Raw genomic sequence first — 12188 nt, 5'->3', positions numbered from 1 at the left:
GCGGGCCTGTGGCCCACCATCGTGCCGGGCGGAGGGCTGCGGGGAGGTGAAGCGCGCGAGCGGGCCGACCGCTACGTGTTGCTCTCCAGCAGACGGAAGCCGGTGACCAGGTCGGGCCTGATCCGGATGGTGCCCGATGCGGTGCCCTCGACCCAAGGCCGCAGGAGGTGCGCGTAGCGCTCGATTTCGCCGGGAGCGGTGACGGCGGTGGCGTAGCCGGTGGCCACCACGCTCCACCCCAGGTGCGCGCCCTGGTCAATGGCATCGGCTTCGTAGGCGACGACCACGCCCGCTCCTTCCTGGGCCGCGAGCAGGGCCGCCAGCGTCGATCCGTCCGACACGCGGATGATGATGTCGCCGGCATCGAGAAGGTGGTTGACCGGCCGTACGGCGGGCAGCGCGTGCCGGGTGAACACGAGCCGGCCCAGTGCGACCGTGCCCAGCAGGTGCAGGGCCTCGTCGGCGCGGAGCTCTTCCATCTGCCGTCCCGGCGTGCTGACGGCAGTCGGGCCGGTGGTCGTGCCGGCCGGGTCGCTCTTCATCGTGGGCGTCCTTGGTCGAGCGGGCGGGATGCCAGGGCCCTGGCCCGCTGTTGGCTTCTCGAAGGGGCGTGGGCCCGGGGGCCCGGCTGCGCAGCACCGCGGGCCGCCGGCCGTACTCCTCGTCGTCGGTCTCGCACCTGGCGAACCGTTCCGCGAGGATCCGCCGGACGACGGCCTCGAGCCGGCCGTCTGCTGCCAGGATCTCCGGCTGCACCGGGCCCCGGCATGGGCCGGTCGGCCCACAGCCGGGACCACAGGGCCCATGCCCCCGACCGGCGGAACCACCAAGACTGGAGACGGACTCGAACAGGAGGCCGCTCATGAGCACCCCGTCACCCACCCGCATCTCCGAGGCGCTGCCCGCCGACTGCCGTTCCCGTCTGATGGAACTGGCCCGAGAGGTCAACTTCGCCGAGGGGACGCGCATCTTCCGCGAGGGCGGCCGCGCCGATCGGTTCTGGATCGTCCGGTCGGGCACCGTGACCTTGGACGTCCACGTGCCCGGGCGGCGCGCCGCCGTCATAGAGAGCCTCGGCACCGGTCAGCTGGTCGGCTGCTCGTGGCTCTTCAAGCCGTACTCCTGGCGCCTGGGCGCCGAGGCGATGACGCCCGTCCGCACGTACGAGTTCGACGCGGCGCGCGTGCGGATGCTGATGGACGCCGACACCGCCTTCGGATCCGCCCTCGGCCACTGGGTCGGGCAGGTCCTCGCCCACCGGCTACAGGCCGCCCGCGTGCGCCTCCTCGACCTGTACGCGCCGTACGGCAGCGGCAGCTTCCTCTGATCGTCCGATCGTCCGCACGGCGAAGGAGCCGGTCATGCCCGCATCCCGCTACACCGTCAGTGACGTCATGACGCACACCGCCGTCGCCATCGGCCGCGAGGCCTTGTACAAGGAGATCGTCGAGCTGATGCACCAGTGGAAGGTCAGCGCGGTCCCCGTCCTGGAGGGCGAGGGCCGCGTCGTCGGCGTGGTCTCCGAGGCGGACCTGCTGCCGAAGGAGGAGTTCCGGCGTACGGAACCCGCGCTGCCCGAGCAGTTGGAGGAGGCTTCGAAGGCAGGCGCGGTGCTGGCCGAGGAGCTCATGACGAGTCCGGCGATCACCGTGCACCCCGACGCGCCCGTCGCCGAAGCCGCCCGGATCATGGCCCGCAAGCACGTCAAGCGCCTGCCCGTGGTGAACGCGCTCGGCATGCTGGAGGGTGTCGTCAGTCGCAGCGACCTCCTCAAGGTGTTCCTGCGGCCCGACGAGGAGCTGGAGGAGGAGGTCCGCCGGAGCGTGCTTGCCGACCTGGCGCCCGGGATGACCTTGGAATTCGCCGTACTGGACGGCGTGGTCACGTTGCGCGGCCCACTGCGGGACCGGGCCCTGGTCCCCCTACTCGCGCGGGCGATCCGCGCGGTCGAGGGCGTCGTGGACGTCCGGATGGAGCTGGACGGCAAGGAGAGCACCGTCGCCGCCTAGGGCGGCTAGCGTCGCTAGCCCGCCGTGCTGCCGGCCACGAGGTGCGTCGCGCGCCGTGCTGAGACAATTTCGATGGAACCGCACGGAACGGACCGAACCAGGGGCGATCATGTCCGATGATCCGAACGCCTCCGCAGGGGCGCCGGTCAAGGTGTTCCTCCTCGACGACCACGAGGTGGTCCGGCGCGGGCTGCGAGACCTCCTGGACGCGGAGCCGGACATCACCGTCGTGGGCGAAGCCGGCACCGCCGAGCAGGCACTGGCCCGCGGGCCGGCGCTCCGTCCGGACGTCGCCGTACTCGACGTCCGGCTGCCCGACGGCGACGGCATCACCGTCTGCCGCGAGCTCCGCTCGCGCATGCCGGGCCTGGCCTGTCTGATGCTGACCTCGTTCGACGACGAGGACGCCCTGCTGGACGCGATCATGGCGGGTGCCGCCGGCTACGTGCTGAAGCAGATCAAGGGCTCCGATCTGGTCTCGGCCGTACGCACGGTGGCCACGGGCCAGTCCATGCTGGATCCCGCGACCACCGCCCGTCTGATGCACTCCCTGCGCGACCCGGAAGCGGCGAAGCCACCGGAGGACGCCCGCTTGGCGGCCCTGTCCGAACGGGAGCGGGCCGTCCTCGAACTCATCGGCGACGGCCTCACCAACCGGCAGATCGCCAAGCAGCTCTACCTGTCCGAAAAGACGGTCAAGAACCACATCTCACGGCTGCTGGGCAAGCTCGGAGTCGAGCGGCGGGTCCAGGCCGCCGTCATCGCCGCCCAGGTGCACGAGCACAACGCCGGGACGGCGAAGCAGCAGGAGCATTGACGACGGTCACCTCCTCGGAGGGGCCAGTGGCACCTTCCACTCCAGGCAGGTGCCCCGCTCCCCGTCGTCCCTCCCTGCGACCTCCATCCGGCCGCCCAGCCTTTCGGCACGCTCTGCCAGGTTGCGCAGCCCGCTGTGCCGGCCGCCCGCGGACATCCCGACGCCGTTGTCGGTCACGGTGATCGTCAGGTTCCCCCCGGCCGCGGCGATCGAGACCTCTGCCCGTGTGGCCCGGGCATGGCGGGCGACGTTGGTGAGGGCTTCCCCCACCACGGCGAGGGCCTCCCCCGCAACGGCCGACGGTACGTCGGTGTCGATCAGCCCCTCCATCCGCAGGGCCGGGGCGAAGCCCAGGACCGCAGCGGCCTCGTCCAGGGCCCGGACGAGGCGGGTGCGCAGGGTGGACGCCTCGCCGGGGGCCCCGTGCTCGCGGAGCCCGAAGATGGTGGAGCGGATGATCTTGATGGTGGCGTCCAGGTCGTCCACGGCGCGCGCGAGGCGTTCGGACGCCTGGGGGTGGTCGACGAAGCGCTGTGCGCTCTGGAGGGTCATGCCGGTGGCGAAGAGGCGCTGGATGGCCAGGTCGTGCAGGTCGCGGGCGATGCGGTCGTGATCCTCCAGCAGGCTCATCTGCTCGGCGTCGCGGCGCCGGTCGGCGAGCTCCAGGGCGAGGGCGGCCTGACCCGCGAACCCCGGCAGCGCGGCGACTTCGGCAGCGGCGAACTGGGGGCGACCGTGCCGGCGGGCCAGGATCAGGACGCCGCTGAGCCGCTCCTTGGTGCCGACGGTGACGGCGACCGCCGGGCCGAAGCCCGTCCACCTCTCCGGTTGCACGGTCACGCGCTCGTCCGTTGCCACGTCGGGGACCGTGATGAGGCCGTCGCGGCCCAGCGCGGCCTCGGCGAGGGTGCCCCGGGTGCTGGGCAGGACGATCCCGCGGTGCGCCTCGGCCGCCTCCCCGAGGGCGAGTGAGCCCCTCAGCTCGCCGGCGGAGCCGAGCAGGTAGAAGACGCCCGAATCGGCGCTGGTGATGTCCTTGGCCCGCTCCAGCACGCCCTGGAGGACCTCGTCCTCGGGTGCTCCGGAGAGCAGGGCGCTGGTGATGTCGGAGCCGGCCTCCAGCCAGCGCTCGCGCAGCCGGACCTCCTCGAAGAGCCGGGCGTTCTCGATGGCGATGCCGGCTGCGACGGCGAGGGTCGACAGCACCGCCTCGTCCTCGGCGTCGAACTCGGCCCCGCCGCGCTTCTCGGTCAGGTAGAGGTTGCCGAAGACCTCCTCGCGGACCCGGATCGGGACTCCGAGGAAGGAGTGCATCGGCGGGTGGTGGGCCGGGAAGCCGTACGAGGCGGGGTGCTCGGACAGCTCCGACAGCCGGAGCGGCTCGGGGTGGCGGATCAGCTCGCCGAGGATGCCGTGGCCGGAGGGCAGGTCCCCGATCTGTGCGCGGAGGCCGTCGCTGACGCCGACGGGCAGGAACTCGGCCAGCTTCTTGTCGTCCCCGATGACGCCCAGGGCCCCGTACTCGGCGTCCACGAGCAGCACGGCTGCCTCGACGATGCCGCGCAGCACCTGGGGGAGGTCGAGTTCCCGGCCCACCGACATGACGGCTTCCAGCAGGCCGTTCAGCCGGTCGCGGGTGCCCCTGACCTCGTCGATCCGCACCTGGAGCTCGTCCAGCAGCTCGTCGAGGCGCAGGCGCGGCACACCGCTCCGGGCGGGCTGATCGCATGCGCTCATGCCCCACCTCCGGCCGGCAACGAGGGCGACGGGGTCGTCGCCTCCACCGTAGCTCCGGGCCGGAGGACCTTCCCACTCGTCGCGACCGTACCGGGCCGATCGGCGGTCGGCGGTCAGCGGTCAGCGGTCAGCAGTCAGCAGTCGGCCTCGGCCCGCGTCAGCCGGTGGGTACGGTGATCACCGGGCAGTGCGCCCGGTGCAGGAGGCCGTGGACGACGGAGCCGATCCGCATGCCGGTGTATCCGCCGCGACCGCGACGGCCCACGACGACGGCCAGGGCGTGCTCGGCGGCCCGGGCCAGTTCCTCGACCGGGTGGCCGGTGAGGACCTCGTGCGTCACGTGCACGTCCGGGTACTTCTCGGACAGGCCGGCGGTGGCCTCGGAGAGCAGGGTGTGCCGGGCCCGCAGTGCCTCCTCCTCGGCGTCCAGCATGATCAGCGGCGGCTGCCACGCGTGGACGACGCGCAGCGTCGCCCCCCGGAGGTCGGCCTCGTCGAAGGCGAAGGCCAGCGCGTCCGTGGCGGACGGGCTGCCGTCGATCCCCACGACGACGTAGGGCGGCTGCTGGCTGATGTGCTCGGCGTCGCCCACGACGACGACCGGGCAACGGGCCTGGGCGGTGACGGGCACCACGAGCGAGCCGGCGCTGAAGAACTCCGCGGTGCGGCTCAGGTGCCGGGAGCCCAGGACGATCATGCGGGCGTCCCGAGCCGCGCCGCCCAGGACCCGGGCGGGAGAACCTCCCAGCAGCTCGCCCGTGACGCTCACCTCGGGGTGGCGGGCGCGCACCCAGTCGCATGCCGCTTCGAGCAGGTCGGCCGCGGCCCGCCGCAGGGCGATCCGGTCGGGGGTGTCGTTCTGCCCGGGAGCGTCGCCGACGTGATGGGTTTCGTGCCGGGGCGGTACCGCGAGGACCAGGCGCAGCGGGAGCCTGCGCCGGTGGGCTTCGTCGGCGGCCCAGGCCAGCGGAAGGTGCCACTCCCGATCCGGGTCGATGCCCACGACGATGCCGTGCCTTCCCGGCTGGTGGCCGTTCACGCCCGGCTCCCGAAATCGCTGCCGGTCCGGGGGATGAGGAGGACGGGGCAGTGCGCGTGGTGCAGCAGGCTGTGCGTGGCCTTGCCCAGGTTGGGGGCGAGCCCGAGGGGCCCGGGCGCCCGGCGGCCGCCCATGACGAGCAGGTCGGCGTGGCGGGACGCCTCGACCAGGACTCCGGCGACGGAGATGCTCTTCTCCGCGTCGGCCTGCACGTCCAGGTCGGGGAATTCGCCGCGGATCACGTCCGTGGCGGCCCGCAGGGTCTCTTCGTGCCCGCTCGCGATCTCGTCGACGCCGTCGAGCATGCTGACCACCTCGCCGACGGACTGGAGGATGTTCCACACGTGCAGCAGCCGCAGGGAGGCCTTGCGCAGCTCGGCTTCCCGGGCGGCGTACCGGGCGATCTGGACGTCGTGCTCGTCGCGCACGGCGGCGAGGACCGTGCCGGTCTCCTCGGCCCCGTGGTTGCCCCGGACGACGATGACGGGGGTCATGGCGATGGCCGCGGTGCCCAGCCCCACCGATCCGAGCAGGAGGGAGTGGAATCCGCCCAGGCCCCGGTTGCCCACCACGACCGTGCCGTGGAGACCTGCGGCCCGGTGCAGGGCGGTGACGGCGTCCGCCCGGCTGAACTCGGTGGTCACGTTCAGGCCGGGGTACTCGACCGCCACGGCCTTCGCCGTGTCGTCCAGCAGCTCACGACCGTTGAAGCGGACCATTTCGACGGTTTCCGCCGTCAGGTACAGGGTCCTGCCGTCGGTGTCGGCCCCGTAGACGATGTGGAGGGGACGGTCACGGCGCACCGCCTCCTCGGCAGCCCACTGGGCGGCGCTGCGCGCCGACTCCGAGCCGTCCACGCCGACAATGACCGAGCTGGTGTCCGGGGTGCGGAATGTGTTTTCCACGATTCCTCCCAACAGAGGATCCGATGAAGGACACCACTCACGCTGCCACCGTCGGTGCGCCGGGAAGAGGGCCGCCCGGGACAGCCGAGGGGGCCAAAGGTCCCCATCGTCCTCCGGGTCGTCCGGGACCGTTGCGGCCCGGGACGGGACCGTTCGGCCCTCGATCCGTGGGCGGGGGTCGGTGGAGGGTGGGGGCACACCCGACATCGGACACCAGCCTCGCGCGGCGCGGCAGAGCAGGAGGGCCTCATGAAGCGCATCAAGGTGGCGGACCTGATGACCGACGAGGTCGTCTCCGTGGCCCCGGTCACGGCCTTCAAGGACGTCGCGAAGCTCCTCGCCCAGTACGACATCTCGGGAGTCCCCGTCCTGGACGACGAGGACCGCGTGGTGGGCGTCGTTTCCCAGACGGACCTGCTGGCCCACACGGCGAGCCCCCACTCAGAGGACCCCCACTCAGAGGACCTCCGCTCAGGGGACCTCCGCTCAGAGGGCCTGCACTCCTCCCGGTGGAACGGCTCGGAGACGGGACCGCCCACCGCGGGCGACGTCATGTCCTCGCCCGCGGTCACCGTCCACGCCGAAGACACGGTGGCCGACGCCGCGCGGCTGATGACCCGTCGGAGCATCGAACGCCTCCCCGTCGTGGACGTGGAGGACCGGCTCGTCGGCATCGTCACCCGCCGGGACCTGCTCCGCACGTTCCTGCGCCCGGACTCCGAGATACGCCGACGCGTCACCGACGAGGTCCTCGTGGAGGTACTGGGCGTGCCGGCCGATGACGTCGAGGTCCACGTGGTGGACGGCATCGTCACCCTGGACGGCCGTGTCGAGCTGCGGAGTCAGCTCGCTGCGCTGCTCAGCCTCGTCGAACGCCTCGACGGGGTCGTCGCGGTGGCATCACGGGTCACCGCGCGCACCGACGACACGGCAACCACTCACGCCGACCACGCCCGCCGCGCGATGCCGTGGTGATGCGGGGCCGGACCGCACGAAAGGAGTCGCAGCCATGAAGCACCTGCGCACCGTCGAGGACGTCATGACGCACGCCGCGATCTCCGTCGAGCGGGGAACCGCGTTCAAGGACGTCGTGGAAGCGCTGCGGATGTGGAACGTCAGTGCGCTCCCCGTCCTGGCCGAGGACGGAAAGGTGGCCGGCGTCGTCTCCGAAGCCGACCTGCTGATCACGGCCCAAGGCCCCGGCGCGGCCCACGACACCACCGCCGAGCAGCTGATGACCCGCCCGGCCGTGACCGTCACGAGAGGGGCCACCATCCCCACCGCGGCGCGTTTGATGGCCCGCAGACACCTCAAGCGCCTTCCCGTGGTCGACGGCGACGGTCGCCTCGCCGGCGTCGTCAGTCGCGGCGACCTGCTCAAGGTCTTCCTGCGCCCCGACCCTGACATCGGCGCCGAGGTCCGCGAGCTGATCGCGTACCAGCTGGTCCCGCACGGTTCCGTCGAGGTGTACGTCCATGTGGCCAACGGCGTCGCCTACCTGCACGGATCGCTGCCGGACCCGGCGATGGAGGACGTCGTCGTGCGCGCCGCCGGCAGCGTACCGGGCGTCGTGGACGTCAAGGCGGACTTCACCACCCCGGCACCCAGCACGAACGAGGCCGCACAGACAGGACCAGTCCCATGACCGCCACACCTCTCGACCCCGCCACCGTGGCCCGGCTCGTCGACGACGCCGTCACCGCCCCGTCCATGCACAACGCCCAGCCTTGGAAGTTCGTGTTCCGTGCGGGTAGCGGAACCCTGGCCCTGTACGGCGATCCGGACCGCGCCATGACGCGGACCGACCCGAACCACCGTGCCCTCCACCTCGGTTGCGCCGCGGCGCTGTTCAACCTGCGCGTGTCCGCGGCCCGGAACGGCCTCCCCGTCCGCGTACGGCTCTTGCCGGACGACTGCGAACCGTGGCTGCTCGCCACGGTGGCCGTCGACGAAACGGCGGGGGAGGACCATCCGTTGGCCTCCCTGCACGGCGCCGTCCGGCGCCGCCGCACCAGCCGGTACCCCTTCGGCGACGAGCCGGTACCCTCCGCACTGCTGGACGGCCTGGTGGCCGCGGCCCGCTTGGAGGGCTGCCGGCTGACCGTCCCGGACGCGTGGCACATGGACACCGTGCTCGGCCTGGTCCGGGACGCAGAACACCGCGAGGAGATCGATCCGCTCGTCCGGGCGGAGACCGCGGCCTGGGCCTCCCCCGTGCAGGGCGCTCCGGGAAGGCGTCGCGACGGCATTCCCGCCGCCGCGTTCGGACCGAAGAGTTCCGCAGGCCCCGCACCCGTACGCGACTTCGGTCGAGCCGGGCCGGTGCCGGATCGCGGCTGGGCCGTGTTCGAGAAGCGGCCGCAGCTGGCCCTGCTCAGCACCTCGGGGGACACGAGGATCGACTGGCTGCACGGCGGCCAGGCGATGGAGCGCGTCCTGCTCCAGGCCACGGCCGACGGCCTGGCCACCTCGATGACGTCCCAGCCCCTGGAATGGCCCGAGCTGCGGTGGACGGTCCGTGATCCGGTCGCGGCCATGGGACACGTACAGATGGTCATCCGCCTCGGCTACGGACCCGTAGGGCCCGCCACGCCCCGCCGCCCGGTGACCGAGGTACTGGAGATCCGGGAGTAGGGAGTCCGGGGGCGGGGAAGGCGGCGGATGCCCCCCTTGGCACGCGGTTCGTTGCGCTCCGCTTCGTTGCGGCTCCGTTCAGGGCGCGAGATCGCGGCGCCGGAGCAGCACATCGGCCAGCAGGACGCCCAGCGTCCCCACGCCGACCAGGATCCCGAGCTGGGGCCAGAGCACGCCGCCTCCTGCCAGGGCGTCGCCGGGGGCGTAGTAGTGGAACGGGCTGAGGAACCTGAGCGGGGCCGCCGGCCCCCACGCCAGCGCGATGAAGTTGACGGCGAATCCCACGGCTCCGATCGCGATGGTCGCGCCGATCACCTGGGCCCGTCGTCGTCCCCCGGCCGATACGGCCATCGCCGGCCCGATCAGGCACAGGGCGAAGCCGAGGCCCATGACCCCTGCGGCGAACACCCCGCCGATCGGCACCGCACGGCGGATGTCCGGTGACAGCGCCACCCCCACCGCCACCGTGAGGGTCGCAGCCGCGTTCAGGGCCAACGCCGCGAGCACCAGGGCGGCGGTCCGTTCGGTCAGCAGCCGGGTCCGGCTGACGGGCCGCACCATCACCAGCTCCACGGTCCCGGACTCCACGTCCGCCGCCACGGCGGCCGCGGCGAGCGAACCGATCGCGGTGAGCTGCATGGCGATCCAGAACGGGTGCGTGAGGCCGGCGCCCAGCAGCCCGGCGTAGCTGGCGATCGACACGTCACCGCTGGACCCGCTGAACGCCCGGTAGGCCGAGGGCGGTCCCTTCCCGCCCGCCGAGAAGAGCTGCCCCGGAGGAATCGCATGGGCGACCACCACGATAAGCGCCTCGAAGACGACCATGCCGACGAGCAGGGCGACCAGCATCCGGCGCCGCCGGTACAGGGCGAGCCACAACAGCGGCCACCGCCGTCTCACGGCTCCTCCCGCCCGTCACCGTCGCGGTACAGGTCCATGAAGGCCTCGTCCAGCCCGGCCTCCTCCACCGTGATGTCGACCACCGCCAGTGCGAGCAGGGTGCGCAGGGCCCCCACCACCTCGCTCGGCGGTACGAGCAGCTCCACCCGGTCCCCCTGCCAGTGCGGGGCCCAGCGCTCGGCGCCGCCCAGTGGCCGTGCCCCCCGCCCGTCCGCGAAGGACAGCCTGATCCGTCGGGCACGGGCCTCGCGCAGGCCGGCCACGCTCTGGACCGTGACCAGTCGTCCGTCCCGGATGATCGCCACGCGCCCGCACGTACGCTGCACCTCCGGCAGGACGTGGCTGGAGAGCAGGACGGTGCGTCCGGCTGCGGCCGCCTCGCCCAGCAGGGCGAAGAACGTCTCCTGGACCAACGGGTCGAGCCCCTCGGTCGGTTCGTCGAGCACCATCAGGTGCGGATCGTGCTGCATCGCCTGCACCAGCCCGAGCTTCTGCTTCATGCCCCGCGAGTAACCTCCGACGGGGCGGGTGAGGACCGCGGGCGTCAGCCCCAGCCGATCGCACAGCTCGCTGCGACGGGGCACCGGAGCTCCTTGCAGCGCCGCCAGCAGGTCGAGCGTTTCCGACCCGGAGAGTTCCGGGTACAGGCGCAGTTCACCCGGCAGGTAGCCCAGGTACGGGGTCACGCGGCGGTGGTCGGCGATCGGGTCCAGCCCGAGCACCCGCACCCGTCCCCCGCTGGGCCGGAGCAGGCCGGTGAGACATCGCAGCGTGGTCGTCTTCCCCGCGCCGTTCGGCCCGAGGAAGCCGAACACCTCGCCCGGTGCCACCGTGAGGCTGAGGCGGTCGATTCCCCTCACGGGTCCGTACCTCTTGGTCAGCCCCGTCAGCTCGATCACCGGCCCGTCGCGCATGGTTTCAGTCTGGGCCCGCGGCGGGAGACCCGCCCGAGGTCTCAGTCATCGCCGGCACCCTGGCCGGGCCGCAGGCGGCCGGACCACAGGGGCTCGATGCCCGCCCATTCGGTTTCCCAGGACCGTCCGCTGCGCGCGTCCACGATGCGCAGGCGCACGGCGACGAGGGCGCCGCCGACGAGCACGGTCCCGGCCATCGCACCGGCGCCGGCTGCCGCCGCGTTCAGAGCGATGTGGGCCCGGTCGGGCGGCGCGGTGGCCGCCCGGCCGTCGTCGTCGACCCACACGCGGACCGTTTCACCGCTGCGGGTCGCTGCCGGCACGGGGACGGCTTCCGTGTGCGTGCGGTGGGCGGGGTAGTACCAGGTGGCGGTGGCCACGGTGAGCGGCGGACTGCTCGGCCGGTCACCGGCTCGGAGGGTGGTCCCGCCGACCGTGGTCGCCGTCACGGTGCGCCGGTGGCGCGCGGTGTCCTCAGCGGCACGGTGGCCGTCCGTCCAAACGGCCCGCCCGAGGGCGAGGCCGGCGATGACCGCCAGCAGGCAGGTCAGTGCGAAGGCGGCGTGCATACGGGTCCGGGTGCGGTCGGCCGCACGCCTGAGGGGGTTGCCCCTCGTCCCCCTCTTCCGTCGGTGCATGGCGCGCCTCCGTGCCGGTCCGTGCCGAGCCGGGCCCGTCCCTTCAGGCGGTGACGAGCTCGGCGCTGATGTGGTGGGCCCACTTCCGGATCCGCTCGGGGTTGCGGAAGTCTCCGCCCTTGCCCTGGCGGGTCAGTGCCCCGGCGAGGAAGCCCGGGGTGCGGGCCGTGATGCTGCCGCCGAAGGTCACGTGCTCGCGCGCTCCGACCAACTGCATCTCCCGGGCGACCGCGGCGACCGGGGGAATGTCGTGTTCCTCGGCGGAGCGGTCGAGCGGGCCGCTGCTGAACATCCACACCGGCCGGTGCCGCAGGGAGTCGGCGTTGCGTTCGGCACAGTGCTTGGCCTTGCTGCTCCAGTGGCCGGCGTAGAGGGAGCCGCCGAGGACCACGGCGTCGTAGGCGCGAACGTCGTGGACCTCCTCGGCGGGCAGCACGACGGCGTCGAGACCGTCCTCGCGCAGGGTCTCGCCGATCCGTTCGGCGATGCCGGCGGTGGCGCCGTGCTTGGTGCCGTAGGCGACCAGGACTCGCTTGGTGCTCATGGCGGGTGCTCCTTGTTTCCGTAGTGGGGCCTGGTCCCACTGTCACGCGGC

General features: G+C 72.6%; 14 protein-coding genes. 6 read left to right on the top strand and 8 right to left on the bottom strand.

Annotated elements, in window-relative coordinates; translation table 11 throughout:
* Positions 1-71: 71 nt before the first annotated feature.
* Complete coding sequence (locus OG386_RS38080) at positions 72-542, bottom strand: pyridoxamine 5'-phosphate oxidase family protein (protein ID WP_328791903.1); 471 nt, start codon at positions 540-542, stop codon at positions 72-74.
* 320 nt (positions 543-862) lie between these two features.
* On the opposite strand from OG386_RS38080, the gene OG386_RS38075 reads away from it, so the two are divergent.
* From OG386_RS38075 to OG386_RS38065, 3 genes are all read left to right on the top strand, one after another.
* A complete protein-coding gene (locus OG386_RS38075; RefSeq protein WP_266600128.1) occupies positions 863-1327 on the top strand; it encodes a Crp/Fnr family transcriptional regulator in 465 nt (154 codons plus the stop codon).
* A 34-nt stretch (positions 1328-1361) separates the two neighbouring features.
* On the top strand, positions 1362-2009 hold the full coding sequence (locus OG386_RS38070) for a CBS domain-containing protein (RefSeq protein ID WP_328791902.1): 648 nt from the start codon (positions 1362-1364) through the stop codon (positions 2007-2009).
* Positions 2010-2118: 109 nt separating this feature from the next.
* The gene (locus tag OG386_RS38065; RefSeq protein WP_328791901.1) at positions 2119-2826 is read left to right on the top strand and encodes a response regulator transcription factor; all 708 of its coding nucleotides are present in this window, start codon (positions 2119-2121) and stop codon (positions 2824-2826) included.
* Positions 2827-2832: 6 nt separating this feature from the next.
* Here OG386_RS38065 and OG386_RS38060 read toward each other — a convergent pair whose 3' ends face one another.
* From OG386_RS38060 to OG386_RS38050, 3 genes are all read right to left on the bottom strand, one after another.
* Positions 2833-4563 (bottom strand): sensor histidine kinase, encoded by a 1731-nt coding sequence (locus OG386_RS38060; protein ID WP_328791900.1) that lies wholly within the window; start codon positions 4561-4563, stop codon positions 2833-2835.
* 157 nt (positions 4564-4720) lie between these two features.
* Positions 4721-5602 carry a universal stress protein gene (locus tag OG386_RS38055; protein WP_328791899.1) on the bottom strand — a complete coding sequence of 294 codons (882 nt, stop codon included), beginning with the start codon at positions 5600-5602 and terminating at the stop codon, positions 4721-4723.
* On the bottom strand, positions 5599-6507 hold the full coding sequence (locus OG386_RS38050; protein WP_328791898.1) for a universal stress protein: 909 nt from the start codon (positions 6505-6507) through the stop codon (positions 5599-5601). The genes OG386_RS38055 and OG386_RS38050 overlap by 4 nt, the downstream gene beginning before the upstream one ends.
* Positions 6508-6756: 249 nt before the next feature.
* Here OG386_RS38050 and OG386_RS38045 point away from each other — a divergent pair, with 249 nt between their 5' ends.
* Genes OG386_RS38045 through OG386_RS38035 form a run of 3 tightly spaced genes read left to right on the top strand, consistent with a single transcriptional unit; the run spans position 6757 to position 9141 of the window.
* A complete protein-coding gene (locus tag OG386_RS38045) occupies positions 6757-7482 on the top strand; it encodes a CBS domain-containing protein (RefSeq protein ID WP_328791897.1) in 726 nt (241 codons plus the stop codon).
* A 34-nt stretch (positions 7483-7516) separates the two neighbouring features.
* A complete protein-coding gene (locus OG386_RS38040; RefSeq protein WP_328791896.1) occupies positions 7517-8152 on the top strand; it encodes a CBS domain-containing protein in 636 nt (211 codons plus the stop codon).
* The gene (locus OG386_RS38035) at positions 8149-9141 is read left to right on the top strand and encodes an Acg family FMN-binding oxidoreductase (protein WP_328791895.1); all 993 of its coding nucleotides are present in this window, start codon (positions 8149-8151) and stop codon (positions 9139-9141) included. The genes OG386_RS38040 and OG386_RS38035 overlap by 4 nt, the downstream gene beginning before the upstream one ends.
* 78 nt (positions 9142-9219) lie before the next feature.
* Here the strand turns inward: OG386_RS38035 and OG386_RS38030 are convergent, their stop codons facing one another.
* Genes OG386_RS38030 through OG386_RS38015 form a run of 4 tightly spaced genes read right to left on the bottom strand, consistent with a single transcriptional unit; the run spans position 9220 to position 12137 of the window.
* Positions 9220-10041: an ABC transporter permease subunit gene (locus tag OG386_RS38030; protein WP_328791894.1), complete on the bottom strand. Its 822-nt coding sequence runs from the start codon at positions 10039-10041 to the stop codon at positions 9220-9222.
* Entirely contained in the window at positions 10038-10955 is a 918-nt protein-coding gene (locus OG386_RS38025) for an ABC transporter ATP-binding protein (protein ID WP_328791893.1), read from the bottom strand. The genes OG386_RS38030 and OG386_RS38025 overlap by 4 nt, the downstream gene beginning before the upstream one ends.
* A 41-nt stretch (positions 10956-10996) precedes the next feature.
* A complete protein-coding gene (locus OG386_RS38020) occupies positions 10997-11593 on the bottom strand; it encodes an Rv1733c family protein (protein ID WP_443053261.1) in 597 nt (198 codons plus the stop codon).
* A gap of 43 nt (positions 11594-11636) precedes the next feature.
* Positions 11637-12137, bottom strand: a complete 501-nt coding sequence (locus OG386_RS38015) for a flavodoxin domain-containing protein (RefSeq protein WP_328791891.1) — start codon at positions 12135-12137, stop codon at positions 11637-11639.
* Positions 12138-12188 lie beyond the last annotated feature (51 nt).

It is taken from the genome of Streptomyces sp. NBC_00273 (genome assembly GCF_036178145.1).
Lineage (GTDB): Bacteria > Actinomycetota > Actinomycetes > Streptomycetales > Streptomycetaceae > Streptomyces.
The sequence above is the reverse complement of the archived record's forward strand: the minus strand, read 5'-3'. Positions and strand labels throughout refer to the sequence as shown.